Origin of the sequence: Pedobacter sp. G11 (assembly GCF_003860265.1) — a bacterium.
Classification (GTDB): domain Bacteria; phylum Bacteroidota; class Bacteroidia; order Sphingobacteriales; family Sphingobacteriaceae; genus Pedobacter; species Pedobacter agri.
Genome location: NZ_CP034190.1, coordinates 3,059,899 through 3,077,470 on the forward strand (window position 1 = coordinate 3,059,899; position 17,572 = coordinate 3,077,470).

General features: G+C 37.5%; 13 protein-coding genes. 2 read left to right on the plus strand and 11 right to left on the minus strand.

The genetic code is table 11. The features are described from left to right. Positions 1 to 4: 4 nt before the first annotated feature. The 10 genes from asnS to lpdA form a co-directional block, all read right to left on the minus strand. A complete protein-coding gene (asnS, locus tag EA772_RS13370; RefSeq protein ID WP_124913646.1) occupies positions 5 to 1,453 on the minus strand; it encodes an asparagine--tRNA ligase in 1,449 nt (482 codons plus the stop codon). 88 nt (positions 1,454 to 1,541) lie between these two features. Further along, complete coding sequence (locus tag EA772_RS13375; protein WP_124913647.1) at positions 1,542 to 3,191, minus strand: M28 family metallopeptidase; 1,650 nt, start codon at positions 3,189 to 3,191, stop codon at positions 1,542 to 1,544. Positions 3,192 to 3,415: 224 nt separating this feature from the next. After that, a complete protein-coding gene (locus EA772_RS13380) occupies positions 3,416 to 4,417 on the minus strand; it encodes a transglutaminase family protein (protein WP_124913648.1) in 1,002 nt (333 codons plus the stop codon). A 39-nt stretch (positions 4,418 to 4,456) separates the two neighbouring features. Next, entirely contained in the window at positions 4,457 to 5,392 is a 936-nt protein-coding gene (locus tag EA772_RS13385; RefSeq protein WP_124913649.1) for an alpha-E domain-containing protein, read from the minus strand. A gap of 9 nt (positions 5,393 to 5,401) precedes the next feature. Then, complete coding sequence (locus tag EA772_RS13390) at positions 5,402 to 6,850, minus strand: circularly permuted type 2 ATP-grasp protein (RefSeq protein WP_124915037.1); 1,449 nt, start codon at positions 6,848 to 6,850, stop codon at positions 5,402 to 5,404. 544 nt (positions 6,851 to 7,394) lie between these two features. Next, entirely contained in the window at positions 7,395 to 7,922 is a 528-nt protein-coding gene (locus EA772_RS13395) for a ferritin (RefSeq protein ID WP_124913650.1), read from the minus strand. Between the two features lie 313 nt (positions 7,923 to 8,235). Beyond that, on the minus strand, positions 8,236 to 8,595 hold the full coding sequence (locus EA772_RS13400) for a hypothetical protein (RefSeq protein ID WP_010603201.1): 360 nt from the start codon (positions 8,593 to 8,595) through the stop codon (positions 8,236 to 8,238). Between the two features lie 68 nt (positions 8,596 to 8,663). After that, entirely contained in the window at positions 8,664 to 9,236 is a 573-nt protein-coding gene (locus EA772_RS13405) for a GNAT family N-acetyltransferase (RefSeq protein WP_124913651.1), read from the minus strand. Continuing rightward, positions 9,237 to 10,076: an MBL fold metallo-hydrolase gene (locus EA772_RS13410; RefSeq protein ID WP_124913652.1), complete on the minus strand. Its 840-nt coding sequence runs from the start codon at positions 10,074 to 10,076 to the stop codon at positions 9,237 to 9,239. 133 nt (positions 10,077 to 10,209) lie between these two features. Then, positions 10,210 to 11,598 carry a dihydrolipoyl dehydrogenase gene (gene lpdA / locus EA772_RS13415; RefSeq protein ID WP_010603204.1) on the minus strand — a complete coding sequence of 463 codons (1,389 nt, stop codon included), beginning with the start codon at positions 11,596 to 11,598 and terminating at the stop codon, positions 10,210 to 10,212. 673 nt (positions 11,599 to 12,271) lie between these two features. Between lpdA and EA772_RS13420 the strand changes: the two genes are divergently transcribed. Next, the gene (locus EA772_RS13420; RefSeq protein ID WP_124913653.1) at positions 12,272 to 15,622 is read left to right on the plus strand and encodes a TonB-dependent receptor domain-containing protein; all 3,351 of its coding nucleotides are present in this window, start codon (positions 12,272 to 12,274) and stop codon (positions 15,620 to 15,622) included. Positions 15,623 to 15,760: 138 nt separating this feature from the next. Further along, positions 15,761 to 16,042 carry a hypothetical protein gene (locus tag EA772_RS13425; RefSeq protein WP_124913654.1) on the plus strand — a complete coding sequence of 94 codons (282 nt, stop codon included), beginning with the start codon at positions 15,761 to 15,763 and terminating at the stop codon, positions 16,040 to 16,042. A gap of 124 nt (positions 16,043 to 16,166) precedes the next feature. On the opposite strand, the gene EA772_RS13430 is transcribed toward EA772_RS13425, so the two are convergent. After that, positions 16,167 to 17,348, minus strand: a complete 1,182-nt coding sequence (locus tag EA772_RS13430) for an AIR synthase-related protein (protein WP_124913655.1) — start codon at positions 17,346 to 17,348, stop codon at positions 16,167 to 16,169. Between the last annotated feature and the right edge of the window lie 224 nt (positions 17,349 to 17,572).

Here is a 17,572-nt window from a genome sequence, read left to right on the forward strand (position 1 = left end):
CTAATTAAAATTCTGCATTTTTAGGGAAACGAGGGAAAGCAATTACATCACGGATATTGGTCATCCCGGTTACAAACAGCACTAAACGTTCGAAACCTAATCCGAAACCAGCATGTGGTGCTGAACCAAAACGACGGGTATCTAAATACCACCATAATTCATCCTGAGGGATGTCCATGTCTTCCATGCGTTTTGTTAAACGGTCTAAACGTTCCTCACGTTGTGATCCACCAATCATCTCGCCAATACCTGGAAACAAAATATCCATAGCTGCAACAGTCTGTCTGCCTTCAGCATCAGGTTCGTTCTGGCGCATATAGAAAGATTTTATATCAGCAGGATAATCCGTTAAAATTACCGGTTTTTTAAAGTGCTTTTCTACCAGGTAACGCTCGTGTTCACTTTGTAAATCGGCACCCCATTCATCTATTAAATATTTGAATTGTTTCTTTTGGTTTGGTTTTGATGATTTTAAAATTCTAATCGCCTCAGTATAAGTTAAACGTTCAAATTCGTTAGCCAAACAGAAGTCCAGTTTCTCTAACAAACCAAATTCACTGCGCTCATTTTGAGGTTTTTGTTTGTCTTCTTCCGTCAGGCGTGTATTTAAAAATTCCAGTTCTTCTTTGCAGTTATCTAAAGCATATTTAATCACATACTTCATCATATCTTCTGCAAGCTGCATATTGTCTTCCAGATCAGCGAAAGCAACCTCAGGCTCAATCATCCAGAACTCCGCCAAGTGACGGGTGGTGTTCGAGTTTTCTGCTCTGAAAGTCGGACCAAAAGTATAAATCTGACCGAAAGCCATCGCTGCTAATTCACCTTCCAATTGACCAGAAACGGTTAAGTTGGTAGCACGGGCAAAGAAATCCTGAGAAAAATCAACTTTTCCATCATCGGTACGTGGTGTATTATCAAAATCCAAAGTGGTAACCTTAAACATTTCGCCAGCACCTTCCGCATCACTTGCAGTAATTACCGGTGTGTGCATGTATACAAAACCACGTTCGTTGTAAAACTGATGGATGGCAAAAGCCAAAGCATGTCGAACTTTAAAAACCGCGTTAAAGGTATTGGTGCGGAAACGCAAATGTGCTATTTCACGTAAGAACTCTAAACTGTGTTTTTTAGGTTGTAAAGGGAATTTTTCCGGATCACTATCACCTAAAATTTCTACTGTCGTTGCCTTAATTTCAACAGATTGTCCTTTTCCCAGTGATTCAACCAGTTTTCCAGTAGCAGAAATGGCTGCACCAGTGGTAATTCTTTTTAACAGCTCTTCAGGCAAATTATTAAAATCAACTACAACCTGGATATTGCCCATGCAAGATCCGTCATTCAATGCAATAAACTGATTATTACGGAAAGTTCTAACCCATCCCATAACCGTTACTTCTGTGTCAAATGCTGTCGACTTTAATAAATCTTTAATTTGCTGTCTCTTAATCATATTGTTATTTGTAAAAGGCGCAAATTTAGGAAAAAAGTATCAGTTAACAATTAGCACTATCCGTTTTTCAGTCATTGAAAACTGCAAACTATAAACTGCGAACTGATCTATCTCTGGCCGCTTTAAATTCTGAACCGTTTTTCCATTGCGGGAAGGTGGTTTCATTACTTAGTTTATAACCTACAGTAAAGAGGATGTTTGCGATTTGTGCAAACCCAGCAGTGTTCATTTGGGGCGAATACGCGTCAGATGGCTGGTGGTAATGTTTTTCATTGTAGCCAAGCCTTTGTTCTTGTCCCCATTTGGCACCATGTTCTTTGCTGTTGAAGCCATTTACGATATCAATTGCCGGAACACCAACTTTAGCGAAATTAAAATGATCTGAACGATAGTAACTTCCGGCACTCGGACGGGTATCGCCAACGGCCTCCAGTTTATTTTCTTTAAGCACATTTATGATGAAATCTTCCACTTCATTCTGGCCTTTTCCTTTAATAGAGATATCCTTTGTTTCGCCATAAAATCCAAGCGCATCCATATTGAGATTAGCTACTGTTTTGTTTAGCGGATAAATCGGATTTAAAGCATAATATTCTGAACCTAATAGGCCCTGTTCTTCTCCGGTCACTGCTAAAAATACAATTGATCTTTCTGGTTTTTCTTTAGCTTTTTGAAAAGCTTTGGCAATGGATAGCATCGCTGAAACACCACTTGCATTATCTACAGCGCCATTGTAAATTGAATCGCCATTGATTTTTGGCCCGATACCAAAATGATCCCAATGAGCAGAGTACACTATGGTTTCGTCTGGTCTTTTACTTCCTTTAATGATTCCGATCACATTTTGAGAAGTGGAATATTTGTATTTATTGCTTAAACCCACCGTTATAGTTTGGTTCAATGGAACTGCTTTGAAATCCTTTTTTCGGGCATAAGCACGGATATCTCCGGTGATTCCTGCATTTGCTAACAATTCTGTAGCTGCTTTTTCGGTCATCCATCCTTCCAGTTTACATCTCGATTTGTGTTTGTCTGCAGCTTGTAGGTATAGCCTTGCGCCGGTGTTGCTGTTGGTAATTACAGACCAGCCATAACTTGCAGGCTCGGTTTGGTGAATAATAATTACTCCGGCAGCGCCCTGTCTGGCCGCTTCTTCATATTTATACATCCAACGACCATAGTATGTCATGGTATCGCCTCTAAAATACATTTTGTCTTTCGCATTAAAGCCTGGGTCGCTGATTAAAACCACAACTGTTTTTCCTTTTACATCTAAATCTTTGTAGTCGTTCCAGTTAAATTCTGGTGCTACAATACCAAAGCCGGCAAATACCAGGGGTGAATTTTTTAATTGGATGGTATCCTGTTCCCGTCTGGTAAAGGCAACAAAATCTTCAACGGCCTTAAAGGTTAGTTTTTCTTTTCCACCATTTATCTCCATATTTTCTGATGGAGTAGAGGTGACCTCCACCATCGGTACCTTTTGGATATAACTTCCATTATTGCCTGGTTCTACGCCAGCTTTCTTCAATTCTGATGAAATGTAATTAACAGTTTTGGTTTCGCCAATCGTAAATGGCCGCCTGCCTTGTAAAGAATCATCGGCTAAAACAGCAATGTGAGATTTGATTTCCTCTGGTGATATTGGTCCAAGTTTCGCCGAATCCTCATGTTGTGTACAGGCAGAAAATAATGCGGTTACGATCGATCCTGCCAGGAAGAGGTATGAAATTTTCATAATGTTTGGTGTTAAAAATTGAAAATTATGAAAATAAATATTAAAATTTTATACCTGTATAATTATTCCCGCACTTTTTCCTGCTTGGTTGTTACATTGAGCTTCCCGAAGTATCAGAACAAGCCGTCGATATGTTGCTAAAAGTTCTCTGACTAGCTGAGAATAACATTTTGTGATTGGTTCATTGCTGAACTGGCAACTAGTCGCTGATAATAGTAAATTGTTTATTGTTGCTGCTGTTGCTGCTGTTGTTGCTGTTGCATCGCTTCCATGTATTGCTGGTAGCTATTTTGTTTACGGGCGGGCGTTGCTAATCCTGAAGGTTTGGTATAATTCACTTCCTTTGGCTGGAAATAGTTTTCATTGTCATTGAAGTCGTCGTCATTATAGCCAACCGATACATTTACTTCCATAAGATGTTCATAACCACCCTTATACACACCTTTTACGGGGGAGCAATCGGCGAAGTTTCTGCCTACAGCTAAACGTACATGGTTTTCGTTAGCAATACAATTGTTGGTGGGATCGAGGCCAAGCCATCCATATTCAGGCAAGTAAGCTTCAGCCCAGGCATGTGTGGCACCTTCTCCACGCATGCCATCTCTGTTCGGACAAATGTAGCCACTTACATAACGTGACGGAATGCCTGTTAACCTCAGCATTGCGGTAAGTACGTGGGCAAAATCCTGGCAGACACCTGCTTTCAATTTTAAAATCTCTTCGATAGTGGTATCTACGGCGGTAATGCCTTTGATGTACTCAAAATTACTGAACACATGGGCACAGTATTTTATTGCCGTTTGATAAGGTGTATCATCCGGGTTTTTTATACTCAATGCTGTTTCTTTTAGTTGAATAATTCCATCGAAAGATTCCTGTCTTAAATAATCAATATAGGGCACTTCATATTTGATAGCGTCAAGGCTGTGCCATTGCTCACTACTAAACATGTCGTCTTGCGGCAATGGTTTAGCTGAGGTTTCCACGCTGACTTTAGAAAATATTTTAAGCTGATTATGTGGTTCATTCTGAGTGAACGTTCCAACCTCATTCCCATAATAATCGATGAAAATCTCAATTTCCGGACTGCCGGAGATATTCAAATCGTGTTTAATTACTTTTTGATAATCATCTTTAATCGGGAATAAGATAATCTGGTTGGCGCTATCCCGAACTGGCGACTCGTATTTATAATTTGTTATATGTTTAATTTTAAATATTGGCATGTTATATTCTATTTTAAAATAAAGCAGTATGATTTTTACTTATGAATTTGCGAAATAATATTCGTTTAACAGGTTTCCGATACCGAATAGTTCTGCCCGTATTTCGGTTAAGTAATCATGTAATTGCTCTTCTTCCATTGTATTTACTGAGCTGTAGGTGATCATACTTTTTAATCTTCCTATTTTGAAAGATAAATTATTGTAATGATCGATGTTGCTTTCACTTTTTAGGCGGCTAAAATAACGATCGATATTGTTCATCGAATAAAGCGCCGACCGGGGGAAATCATTGTTCAGCATCACCAGTTCGATGATGTTTTTGGCATCAAATCCCTGCCGGTATGTTTTTAAGTAAAGTTCATAACCACCTAATGATAAAAGTAAATGTTTCCAATAGGCAATATCCGTCAATAAATCAGGGTTGTCACTGATGGAACTAAATTTAATGTCAAGAATATCAATAGATTGAATGCTCCTTTCCAAATGTTTACCAATTTTCATAAAACTCCTGCTTTCGCCACGTTCCATCGCACTATCGGCTGTGCCATGATAAAGCATCACTTGTTTTATCAAAATATCTAAAGCGGTAATGGGATCATCTTTTTGAACATACCACAATAGCTTTTCATCTTTCACAGTGTGATAATATTCATTTAAACACTGCCATAAATCCTTGGGGATATGCTCCTGAACGCTTCTGGCATTTTCCCTGGCCAGCGTTACAATATTTAGTATAGAATTAGGATTATCGCGGTTTAACAATAAGTATTCTATTACCGCTCTACTATCATGCTGGATATTCAAAAGTTCAGTCTCATCATCTGAAGAAAAAATTCTGATGATTGGTTTCCAGGTAAATTCCTGGATGGTATCTTGCGATGAAGCATAATTTATTTTCAGCATGCGAAGCATTCCATCGCTACGCTCCACATATCTGCTTAACCAATATAAGCTCGATGCTACTCTACTTAACATATCTGTATTCTAAGAAGTTAAAACCCATGTATCTTTACTGCCACCGCCTTGCGAGCTGTTCACCACCAGCGAACCTTCTTTTAAGGCGACCCGCGTTAATCCGCCTGGAACAATGGATATTCCGTCAGGACCATTTAGTGCAAAAGGACGTAAATCAATTCTCCTGGGTGCCAGTTTTCCGTTAATGAAACAAGGCGCTGAGGAGAGGCTGATGGTAGGCTGGGCGATAAAGTTTCTTGGGTCTTTTAAAACTTCTAATTTATATTCTTCCGTTTCCTGTTCACTTGCCGCATGCCCCATTAGCATGCCATAGCCGCCACTTCCATTAGTTTTTTTAATCACCATGTTATTGATGTTCTGGAAAACGTAATTTAGCTCGTCAGGGTTGCTCAGTTGATAGGTAGGTACATTTTTTAAGATGGGTTCTTCATTTAGGTAATACCTAATCATTTCAGGAACATACGTGTAAACGGCTTTATCATCTGCAACGCCATTTCCAACTGCGTTTACAATTGCAACATTTCCTTTCCTGTAAGCGCCCATTAAGCCGGCAACGCCTAAAACGCTATTTGGATTGAACACCAATGGATCCAGGTAATCATCATCTACGCGGCGATAGATAACATCAACCTGTTGTAGGCCTGTAGTGGTTTTCATAAAAACTTTCTGGTTTTTAACAACCAAATCGCGTCCTTCTACTAATTCAACACCCATTAAGCGGGCGAGGGTAGTGTGCTCATAATAGGCGGAGTTATACATCCCCGGGCTTAATAATACAATTGTTGGGTTAGAAACGGCTCTTGGCGAAAGCGCCATCAAGTTTTTGTATAAAATGGCCGGATACTCAGTTACGCTTCTTACGCCACATTGCGGAATCAGATCGGGGAAAAGCCGTTTGGTGATTTCCCTGTTTTCGAGCATGTAACTCACGCCCGATGGGGTGCGTAGGTTATCTTCGAGTACGTAAAAAGTTCCATCATGATCTCTGATTAAATCAATGCCGGCAATGTGGATGTAGATATCGTGTAGTACATTCACATTATGCATTTCTCTTAAAAAATGCGGGCAGGAATAAATCACATTAATTGGAACAATTTGATCCTTAATGATAAACTGGTTACTATATACGTCCTTCAAAAAAAGATTCAACGCCTTTAAGCGTTGCTTAATTCCTTTTTCAATAAACGACCATTCACTTGAGGTGATGATGCGGGGGATGATATCGAATGGAAATATCTTTTCAATGCCTTCACCACTATCATAAACGGTAAAGGTTATACCTTGGCTCATGAAAAGTTTTTTTGCCAACTCTTCTTTTTTGTTAAGATTTTCGAGAGATTCTTTAGAGAAGTTGTTGATGAAATTGGAATAGTGATTTCTGTAATTTTCACTATTTAAAAACATTTCATCATAAGTTTTTGGATGATTTAAGTAATTTTTTATAAAATTTTCTATCATTTGACTTAAATATTCGCTTAAATTATGATTTTGTAGATATAAAATCATATTTTTTTTAATAAAAAAATAGATTACAGGTGTTTTAATTGGTTTTGGAACTAATATTTGTTCAATATTTAGGTGTTTATTTAAATTTTATGAAAATAATTTAATTTATTTGTGAAAATAGCTTGCTTATATGAATAATGTTTGTACTTTTGTGATGCTCGTTAATTATTATTATATATTTGGTTTAAAAAAAGCGCTGGCAACGGCGCTTTTTTTATAAAAATCTTCAGACTTATTCATAATCAACATAAACCAAACAACCTAAACTGAAAGAAGCTTCCATTGTATCAATGGAAGCTTTCTTTTTTTGTGCTTATTCGGCGGAGCAATATGATGAGATTAGATTTTAAAAACGCGTTCAATATGAGGGCGGTGTGAGTATATTGGCTATGTAATTAAGTTTCTGAAACGAGTTTCCAATGAAAACCTCTAAAAACAAAAAAAAGCCATCTCGTTAGAGATAGCTTTAATATATATGTTTTGTTAGTTGTTATGCTTAGTCTTCAGAATAAGTGATTTTATTAACATGTTTGTCAATTTCCCATCTTCCTGTACCTTCTTCGCCAATAACTTCAAATAATTCTAAAGCTCTACGGGCTTTGTATTCTTCTTCACGCTGCTCTTTCAAGAACCAGTTTAAAAATTCCATGGTTACGAAATCTTGTTCCTTGTGGCATCTTGATGCTAAATTTTTGAAGCTTTGAGTAATTGCGATTTCCGCCTCGAGTGCATCTTCAAAAACTTCTCTAAATCCTGCGAAGTCAGTTTTAATACCTGTAACTTCAGGAGAGATCGCATTTCCGCCCATATCCAAAACATATTTGAATAATTTAAGCTGGTGCATTCTTTCTTCTTCCGATTGTTTTGTGAAATAATCGGAAGAATAATCATAACCATTTTGGTTACACCATGATGCCATTGATAAATATAGTGATGAAGAGTGAGCTTCTTTTTTTATTTGCTGATTTAAAAGTGTTTCGATATCCTGAGATATTAAACATTTTATACGCATTAGATCTTTCATAATTTCTGTGCTTTAATAACAATACAAATGTAAAACGAATTTGTTCAATTATATCATTTATTTACTATATGAAATTAGTCTAAATTGCTGATAGTTAGTTATTTATAATGAGTTTAAATAATGACAAGCCGATGAAGACTTTATAAATGGGTATTAAGAAATAGCTGGTAGGTGATCGAATGAATAACGTGAAACGGATACTCGCTGAGCGCTAGATGGATAGAAGTGAAAGGATAAAGATTAAAGAGCTAGTCTAATGAACAAAGATCGATTCACTAACGAATCAATTGGCAATGAACTATTGGCTAATGAACTAATAAACCAATCTATACAGACAATCGCTAATCAGATGATTTAGCTTAAACATGGTGAACGTGCCCTGAAGAAGGTCTTTTAAAGCAATGATTTCCAATGCGCTTAATAAATAGATATGCTCACAACCATTAAAGGTTACCAATTCGAAATCTGCTTTGTGAGTATTTAATAGAAGTGCTTCGATATCAATTTGCTCCACTACTTTTTTGAGTTTTTGAAGAGACAGACAGTTGTATTTGGCAAATTTTCCGCCAAAATCTACATAGAAACAGTTTAGTTTATCTGATTGATAAATAGAACCATGTGCATTTGAGAATACGTTAACCAGTTCATTGATATCGATACAAGCTTTTTCCATCTGATGCGAAATTGCTTATTATTTAGATTAAATACAAATAAAAATTGAAAAATATAATTTTTGTGACTTTACGTAGGCTGAACTTCGAAACAGTAGGTGAGGTGGAAATAATCTCCGCCCAGGAAAACCATACTATTTTGGGCGATAAATCCCATATTTTCATAAAGTTCTTTAGCTCTTGGATTTTCCTTTTCAACTATTAAACCAATTTTTTGGTGGCCCAATGCTTTGGCCCAATCAATGCCTGCTATGATAAGTGCCTTTCCAATTCCCTTTCCTTGTGCATCAGGATGTACACTAATTGTATCAAAGTAAAATTCTCCTTCCTGCGTTTCAGGTTCTGGATGGAAGCTGTTTAATCCGTGGTTTTCTTTTAAATAATTCAGGAAGTTTTCCCTGAGTTCAAATAATTTTGCACCATCGTATGCATTTAATGAACCTAGTATTTGATCATTCTCCTCGAACACCAGCGTGTTTTGATAGCTATATTGATTGTTTTCCTGCTGAAAGAAATAGATGAACAAACCCAGAATTACTTGCGGATTATTAGAATTTGCAAATTTGGCGGCTAAATCTCCCATAGCCTGAATAATAAGTGGTGCTACAAATGGAGCATCCTGAGTTGCTGCAGGCCTGATCATTTAGATTTCGCTTAATTTAAAAGTCTGTGCTACCCGAATGCCTTTTTCAGTTTTTTGTAGTGTACAGCACTCATTGATAGGATCGTGTTCCAGGTAAAGAATATAGTTGTTTGCAACTGCTTCCTCCAAAAAAGCTTGTTTTTCAGTTAATGTTTTAAGCGGAAACATATCATAAGCCATTACGTAAGGTAGTGGCAAGTGACCAACAGAGGGTAGAAGATCGGCCATGTACACAATAGTTTTCCCTTTATAACTGATTTTTGGAAGCATCATTGCATCCGTATGTCCATATGCAAATGAAATTTTGATATCTTTCTGCCATTCAATATTTTCTTCCTCCTTAATAAATTGAAGCTGACCGCTTTCCTGTATGGGTAAAATGTTTTCTTTCAGAAAAGAAGCTTTCTCACGGGGGTTAGGCTCAACGGCCCACTGCCAATGTTTCTCGTTGCTCCAGTAGTTCGCGTTTTTAAATGTCGGAACCAGCTTGTCGTTCACCTTGCTGATTGCTCCACCCACATGGTCGAAATGTAAGTGAGTTAAAAAGACGTCAGTAATATCATCGAGGCCAAACCCTATGTTCGCGAGGGATTTCGACATTGAAGCTTCTCCATGTAGGTAGTAGTGACTGAAAAACTTTTCATCCTGTTTATCTCCAATTCCGGTATCTACCAATATCAGTTTACCTTCGTCTTCAATTAATAAACATCGCATGGCCCAGGTACAAAGATTATTATGGTCTGCCGGGTTAGTTTTCTGCCAGATTACTTTTGGTACCACACCGAACATGGCGCCACCATCTAATTTAAAGAGTCCAGTATCTATGGTATGTAGTTTCATTTTATAGTTTTAGTATCAAGTGTCAAGTATAAAGTAGTAAATATCAAGTACCAAGTATGAAGTTTGAATCGGTTAAAAATAAGAAAACCCTTTAGCACTAACTAAAGGGTTTTGTCATTAAACAGCTTTCAGCTTATAAATGGATCACTTCGCCGTATGCATCAGCAGCAGCTTCCATAATGGCCTCACTCATGGTAGGGTGAGGGTGTACTGATTTAATCATTTCATGGCCTGTAGTTTCCAGTTTACGAGCCACCACAATTTCTGCGATCATTTCGGTTACGTTTGCACCAATCATGTGCGCACCTAACAATTCTCCATATTTGGCATCAAAAATTAATTTAATGAAGCCATCTTTTGCGCCAGCAGCACTTGCTTTACCTGAAGCCGAGAATGGGAATTTTCCTATTTTAAGTTCGTACCCAGCTGCTTTTGCAGCTTTTTCAGTGTAACCTACAGATGCAATTTCAGGTGTGCAATACGTACATCCCGGAATATTATTGTAATCTAACGGTTCAACATGTTGTCCGGCAATTTTCTCTACGCAAATAATGCCTTCTGCAGATGCCACGTGAGCCAAAGCCTGACCGCCGACAACATCACCAATGGCATAGTAGCCTTTTACTGAGGTGTTATAAAACTCGTCAGTTACAATTTTACCTTTTTCCGTTTTAATGCCAGTTTCTTCTAAGCCAATGTTTTCGATGTTGGCTACAATACCAGCTGCAGATAGTACGATATCAGCTTCGATAGTTTGCATACCTGAAGCCGTTTTAACTGAAACTTTACAGCCTGCACCAGCAGTATCAACTGATTCAACAGAAGCGGAAGTCATTACATCGATACCAACTTTTTTCAAGCTGCGTAATAATTGTTTCGATACATCTTCATCTTCTACCGGAACCACATTTTCCATAAATTCGACGATAGTTACTTTGGTACCCATTGTAGCGTAGAAATAAGCAAACTCTACACCGATAGCGCCAGAACCTACTACTACCATGCTTTTTGGTAACTCAGGAAGTACCATCGCCTGGCGGTAACCGATAATTTTTTTACCGTCTTGTTTTAGGTTAGGTAATTCTCTTGAGCGGGCACCTGTAGCGATAATGATATTTTTAGCTGTTAATTCTTTTTGAGAACCATCAGCACCTTTAACTTCTAATTTGTTGCCTGGTTTTACTTTACCAGTACCCATGATCACGTCAATTTTGTTCTTTTTCATTAAGAACTGAACGCCTTTACTCATGCCATCCGCAACACCGCGACTGCGTTTTACAACAGCAGCAAAATCTGCTGTAGCCTCTGCGGTAGTAATACCATAATCAGCTGCGTGATTGATATATTCGAAAACCTGAGCACTTTTTAAAAGCGCTTTAGTTGGGATACAACCCCAGTTTAAACAAATACCACCTAATGATTCACGCTCTACAATTGCAACTTTCATTCCTAATTGTGAAGCTCTGATTGCAGCTACATAACCACCTGGGCCGCTGCCTAAAACAATAACGTCGTAGTTCATATTTATATTAAAGAGATTTCCTTTTAACTATTTATTGCAGTAATCTTCTGGCGGAAGGAGTCTCCCGCATCGGGATAATTCTCGGATTGATGGTTGCCCAACTTTCGCATTACCGTATGGTCTTAATCATCGGACCATCAATTGCCAAAACTAAAAAAAAAATGTTAATTGATTGCGATGATTATTGACATACATTGTCAAATTTTCGAAACCAATACATTCGGCTTCCTCAAAACACCTTATGCTAATTCGGCGAATCGAAATTTAGCTTTAGCATTCATATAAAATGTATATATGTTAAGGGAATTGCTCATACAGGCAATTTTTAATCAGAAATTCATCCTATCGTCAGTAATTTGTAAGATTTATTCCGCTAACAGATAAATTGTTGGAAGTTTTTTTTTGAAAAATTGTTCAATTGGTTAGAAGTCGATTCAATAATCATAATATTTAAGGTATTTTCTTAATAAATATTCAATACGACTTCAGATCGATTAATAAACTGAAAGTTAAAGTGTTAATCTGCCATGTTAATTGTTGAAAAGTTTTAGATTGCTTAACGATAATTTAACATTGGATGTTAAAATGTGTTAAATTTTAATCCCTACATTTGCAGCAATAAAATCACCCCCGATTATTATTCAACAAACAAAAAACAATTAAAAAACAAAGTATGAACAAATCTTTACTTTTAAGATTAGTACTCGTTATTGTTGCAGTTGTAGGTATCACTTTCGGCGCAAGCGCTCAGGTTACCACCTCATCAATGACAGGAACAATTAAGGATGCGAGTGGTGCATTGCCAGGTGCAAGCGTTAAAGCTACGCATACACCGACAGGTTCAGTTTACACCGTTTCAACCAATGCTGACGGTAGATTTACCATTGGTGGTATGCGTGTAGGTGGTCCTTACACGGTTGAGGTAAGTTTCGTAGGTTATAAGCCTGCAAAATTATCAGACATTTCTTTGAAATTAGGTGAGCCTTATTTGGTTAATTTGGTTTTGGTTGATAACAGTTCAACCCTTGCTGAAGTTAAAGTTGTTGGTCAAAGTACAAACAGCATCTTAAATTCAAATAAAAATGGTACTTCAACAGTAATTGGAAAACAACAAATTCAGGCTTTGCCTACTATTTCACGTAGTGTGAACGATTTGACACGTTTAACGCCGCAAGCTAATGGTACTTCAATCGGTGGTGGTAACTACCGTTCAAACAACTTCACGGTTGATGGTGCTAACTTTAATAACCAGTTTGGTATTGGTCAGAACATTCCTGCTGGAGGTTCTCCAATTTCAATTGACGCATTGGAGCAAATCTCTATTAATGTTACGCCTTATGACGTTCGCCAAACAGGTTTTACAGGTGGTTCTGTAACTGCTGTTACACGTTCTGGTACAAACACTTTCTCAGGTAACGCATTTTATACCATGAGAACAGAGGATAATCAAGGTAAAAGAATTGGAGATTCTTACAGAATTCCAAGTTTGCAGCCATTAGATGAAAAAAACTATGGTTTTAGCTTAGGTGGTCCGATTGTAAAGGATAAATTATTTTTCTTTGTTAACTATGAGAAAAAACATACTATCGAAGCTGGAACGCAGCGTATAGCTGCTACAGCTGCTAACCCATATTCTACCGCCAATCCTAATGTTGTACAAGCGAGCGCTTCTTTTTTAAATGAAGTATCTTCTTATCTAGATACACGTTATGGTTACAAAACAGGGCCATTTGAAGGTTATCAGAATGTAAGTGATAATGAGAAAATGTTTGCCCGTTTAGATTGGAACATTAATAAAAATCACCGTTTCAGTGTTCGTTACAACCAGGTAGAAAGTCAAAGCCCGTCGTTTGCAAGTACATCTGTTACCAACTCTGGTGTTACAGGAACTTTAGCTTACAATAACGTAAGATCTGGAACTACACGTAACGCAGGTATGCCTTTCTATAACTCTAACTATTATCAGGCAGCAAACTTATATTCAGCTGTTGCAGAGTTAAATTCAAACTTTGGAAGTAAAGTAACTAATGTTGCTCGTGTAACTTATTCGCACCAGAATGACCCTAGAAACTCTGACAGTGCTGAGTTTCCTTTAGTAGATATTTTAGATGGAACGCAAACCACTGCTAACGCTGGTAACGTATTAACAACATTTGGTTATGAACCATTTACTTTCGGAAACTTACGTGATGTAAAAGGTTATACTTATAGCGATGATTTAAGTATTGCTTTAGGAAAACACAACCTTACTTTAGGTTTACAAGCTGAATTCAGCACAACTAAAAATGGTTTCCAACGTTTTGGTACTGGTTTCTACACTTTTAGATCTTGGAATGACTTTATTACTAATCAAAGACCATTACAATATTCTGTAACTTACCCACTAACTGCAGATGGATCTCAGGCTTTCCCTAGCTTCAAGTTCGCTCAGTATTCAGCTTACTTACAGGATGAATTCACAGTTACTGATCGTTTGAAATTAACAGCTGGTTTACGTGTTGAACAAGCTACATATCCTGATGCATCAGAAATCCAAACACATCCTTTAGTAGCTGCTCAAACTTTTGCAAATGGCAAAAAAGTAGATACAGGTGTTTTACCTGAAAATACGCTTTCTTACTCTCCACGTTTCGGATTTAACTGGGATGTAATGGGTGATCGTTCATTACAAGTTCGCGGTGGTTCTGGTATCTTTACTGGTCGTGTGCCTTTTGTATGGGTAGTTTCTCAATCGAGTGATGCTGGTTTATTACAATATTTGCAAGTATATTCTGGTGCTAACACACCGTTTTTCAATCCAAGTATTGCACCTAACTTGTTAACTGCAACTAAACCTGCGGCTGGTACTTCTATTCCAGGTACAATTAGTGTAATGTCTCCAGACTTGAAATTTCCACAAACATGGAAATCGAGTTTAGCGATTGATGCAAAATTACCTTGGGGTATTGTTGGTACTTTAGAAGGTATTTATGGAAAAGATTTAAGAGTTGCCGTTGCTAAAAATGTAAACCTTGAAAACCCTACAAACCTTGCCATTTCAGGATATCCAGATACAAGACCATTGTTTCCAAACTCGGTAGCAGGTAGACAAGTAGTGGATATTAACGCTGCAGGTATTCCTACAGCAAATGGAACTGGTGCTTTGAACGTTACAGAAATGACTAACGCTAAAGGTGGTTACAACTGGCAGGCTACTGCGCAATTGACAAAACAATTTAATAGCGGAGTTTCTGCAATGATTGCTTATACACGTTCTGATCAACGTAACTACGGTGATGGTGCTGGTGATCAGTTGGGTAACTTATGGTCAATTCCTCAAACATCAGGTAATCCAAATGATCCAACATTGAGTTATTCAAATAACTTAAATCCTGATCGTATCATTGCTAGTGTTTCTTACCGCAAAGAATTTTTGAAAAACTTAGCAACTTTCGTTTCTGTATTTTATGAAGGTGCTCAACAAGGTAGATTCTCTTACACTTACGGAGCAGATTTTAACCGTGATGGTGTAAATGGAAACGATCTAATGTACATTCCTAGAAATGCAAGTGAAATCGATTTCGTTGCTCAAACTGTTGGAACTGGTGCAGCTGCAAGAACTTTTACTGCTGCAGAGCAAAGCCAAATTTTCGAAAATTACATCGCTCAGGATAAATATTTAAGCGAGCACAGAGGTGAATATGCTAAACGTAATGGTGCAACTTTACCTTGGAGAAATCAGTTCGACTTTAGATTAACTCAAGAGATTTTCAAAAACTACGGAAAAACTAAAAATTCATTTCAGTTCTCTGTTGATATCTTCAACGTTGGAAACTTATTAAACCGCAAATGGGGTAATAGAAACTTCGTAAACAGTACATCTGTTTTGGTTCCTACAAACTCTACATCAGTTAATAATACTACCAGACCTACATTTAGATTAAATACTGCTGGTGGTGACGTAATTCGTGATACTTTTGGTACTACACAAACAATATCATCTACTTATTACATGCAATTCGGTGTTCGTTATAACTTTAACTAATACTTAATTCAAATACTAAGATTAAAGCCCCGACTGCAAAGTCGGGGCTTTTGTTTTTTACGGCAATTTTAAAAATCTGAAAACCTTTTAGCTGCTTGTATAATTATTATTAATAATTAATTTAATAAATGATAAATTATGAGCAGTTCAAAACAAACTCACAACCATGCTACCATTAAAGCATGGGCTGAGAAACATGGTGGTGTGCCCGCAATAGTTGCTGATACCGCCAAAGGAGACAATGACGGGGTGTTAAGAATTCATTTTCCTAAACACAGTGAAAACAAATCCGATTTAAAGGAAATTGATTGGGATACGTTTTTTGAAAACTTCGATTCTAATAAACTCGATCTACTTTATCAGGAGGAGAAAAGTGACGGGGAGGAAAGTACCTTCCATAAGTTCATTAACCGTGAGTAGGAAATGCGGTGATGAGGTAAATCGTTTTGTCAGATCGAGCTTGTCGAAATGCTCAGTTGATTATACCAGTACTTCGACAAGCTCAGTATGACAATGTTATAATTGAGGTTATATGATTTGCATTTTAATTGTAAACGAATGTTCCTTTTTCGCTCTCGATTGTAACTTGTTTTTGTTCGCCTTTTTCTACGCGACCAATAATCTTCGCATCGATGTTAAAGCTTTTTGATATTTCAATGATAGCTGCTGCAATTTCCTGAGGCACGTATAATTCCATGCGGTGCCCCATGTTAAACACTTTATACATTTCTTTCCAATCTGTGCCAGATTCTTCCTGGATAAGTTTAAATAGTGGAGGAACAGGAAATAAATTGTCTTTTATGACGTGGATATCGTCATTAATGAAATGCAGCACTTTCGTTTGCGCACCACCGCTGCAATGAACAATTCCATTGATTTGGTGACGATAACTTTCTAATATTTTTTTGATTACCGGCGCATAGGTACGGGTAGGAGATAGCACTAGTTTTCCAACAGTAGTTTTACCAAATCCTTCGATTTCAATTTCATCTGTCAGTTGTTTCTGACCAGAGAACACCAAGTCAAACGGAACTGCCGGGTCAAAGCTCTCCGGATAGTTATTGGCAACAGATTTTTCAAAAACATCATGGCGGGCAGAAGTTAGTCCATTAGATCCCATTCCGCCGTTGTATTCGGTTTCGTATGTTGCTTGACCGTATGAGGCCAAAGCCACAATTACATCGCCAGGCTTAATGTTATCATTGCTGATGATGTCTTCACGTTTTAAACGGCAAGTTACGGTAGAATCAACAATAATGGTTCTTACCAGGTCGCCTACATCTGCGGTTTCTCCACCTGTTGAATAGATGGAAATGCCTTGCTCACGTAAATCAGCTAAAATTTCTTCTGTTCCATTAATTACCGCTGCAATTACTTCACCCGGGATTAGGTTTTTGTTGCGGCCAATGGTTGAGGATAAAAGAATGTTATCAGTAGCACCTACGCAGATTAAATCATCAATATTCATGATGATGGCATCTTGCGCAATTCCTTTCCAAATGGAAATGTCTCCGGTTTCTTTCCAGTAAACATAAGCAAGTGATGATTTTGTTCCGGCACCATCTGCATGCATGATGTTACAATAAGCTTCGTCACCACCAAGGATATCCGGAATAATTTTGCAAAATGCTTTTGGGAAAATTCCTTTGTCGATGTTTTTGATGGCATTATGCACATCTTCTTTTGAGGCAGAAACGCCACGTTGATTGTATCTGTTATCACTCATGTTGGCGCAAAGATAAGGAATAGAGGTAGAAGGTAAAAGGTAAAAGGTAAAAGGTTTTTAGCATTAAGTAAAAAGTCAGAAGTAAGAAATTTTATTACATACTTAATAGTTGTAAAAAGACGAAATTAAGTTGAAGAGTTTTTTATATTGAGTGAAAAGTACCTGGTCCGGAGTCAGAAGATTCAGATGCCAATACCAGCTCATAATGATGATCGGATGAAATT